At 43.9% G+C, this 1769-nt stretch carries 1 protein-coding gene and 1 pseudogene; both read right to left on the bottom strand.

Annotated features, from left to right (window positions below):
• Positions 1 to 1012 (bottom strand): annotated as a pseudogene (locus tag JQM82_RS15440) (ATP-binding protein); the annotation flags it as partial.
• A 17-nt stretch (positions 1013 to 1029) separates the two neighbouring features.
• On the bottom strand, positions 1030 to 1769 hold a 740-nt coding region (locus JQM82_RS15445), incomplete at its 5' end, for a hypothetical protein (protein ID WP_268827761.1).

Genomic DNA, 1769 nt, shown 5'->3' on the forward strand with positions numbered 1-1769 from the left:
TATTGGCAGAGCAGGTAATGCAACGGTAGGGCAGATGTAAGCCAGCAGCAATCGCCTTGGCACCTTCTGTTTTTCCGGTTCCTGCAGGACCCCGCAGAAGAAAATTCCGCATAGGTGAAACAGTATTTGTTGTCAATTTTGCATGTTCACAGATCCGCTTGATCTCCGGTGGTATGATATACCATGGTTCCAGCGTTGGAACAGTAAGTTCTTCCTGGGGAGTGAGTATCCGTGATTCAGATAAGACGTATTTACTGATAAAGTCTTCTTTGGCAATGGATTCCGTGTTCCTTTTTGTGGTAGAACCGGGAATCAGCACTTGAAAAGTACCAAAGAGCGTATTTGTAGGAGCGTAAGTACCCTGATGTACTGCGAATGGTTTGAGTTTGGGAATAGCACCGTTGGCAGGAGTATCATTGGGAATCCCGCCGGTAGAAAGAGAAGTTCCGTATCGCAATCTGCGATAGATATTATCACAAAGCACGGCTGCAGTTTTCACGGCTTCTTCCATATCCGTATAACCATTGTCACGGTGCTTTTTCAACTCCTGATAATATTCGTTAAACTCATCATCCTGCAGAATGGTAGGGAGAAGCGCAAACAAAAGTGCAGCTCCACTGTTCTTATCTTCCTTCAAAAGATATTGGTCGGATATTGTTTCCGCATCTATTGGTTTAGGATAAATACCGGCAATAAATTTTCCGTTTGTCCGGTTATAGATCACCACATGCAAATCTCCGGTTTTGCTGGGATATTCTGCTATTGTATAATTATTCCCCTGGCTGCCAATTGCCCCGAGTTCTTCAGAAGCGGTTCCACCGGGCGGATTTTCCAGTTCCATGTATGCAAGAATCGCCCGGAGCGTGGACGCATGAAGTGTCGAACGTTTCTGAGGCTGTGTGCAATATTTTGAATAGACATCCTTCCTGATGGGATCATCCGTATAATCTTCAAAAGGTTCCGGGAGTTTTCGCTTGAAAGACCAGTTACTGATCAGGTTTCCATTTGGCATAGTATTTCTCCTCCTTTTTACATCCAGGATAATTCCAGGGTGTCTTCGGTTTCTTTTGCATTCAACTCATCGAGAATAAAAATATCTGTGAGAGCCGCCCAGTATTCTTTGGGTGGGAAATGCTCAAAAGTACCTTTGATTTCCATGGAATCATCATTTTGGATCAATATTTCTCCATTTTCGTTGATAAATAATTTTTGATGTCCTCTTGCCTGCAGATCTCCAATCAGATTGGAGAGTAATGGCTTGCCAATCAGGGTATACCAGGACTGGGGATCCACCTGACCGATGGAATTAGTGCCTGCTGGTTTTGCCTTTGGCTTTAATGATTCTATCGTCATCATAGAAAGTACCAGTTCTCCATACCGGTCCAGCCGGACTTCAGCAAAATTATAGTCATTCGTATGGAAGGTACGAATACGCAGGGCATTTCCATTCAGAAGACTGTCTACATTTGGTTCTTTAGTAAATTCCCAAGTTGCATCCGGATAAGCGGACTTCAGTTTCCCTGTAATCTGGTAACTGATCTGTCTCCAGAGAAGAGTTTCCATATCGGTGATACCGTCTGGATTCCCAGAGGAACGTGCTGACTTTCGTTTGAGTGCCGGAGATGGGATGTGGGGAAGATGCGGGACAATCAGGAAGAGAAGACTTCCTAAAATACCAGCAAGTGCAATGCCCGCAATCACTGAGCGGTTTATATTATCCTGTATAAACAGTAATGACAGAAACAAAACGAGAACAACAGATTTTATTA

The sequence above is a fragment of the Faecalicatena contorta genome (assembly GCF_021531995.1).
GTDB classification, from domain to species: domain Bacteria; phylum Bacillota; class Clostridia; order Lachnospirales; family Lachnospiraceae; genus Dorea_A; species Dorea_A contorta_A.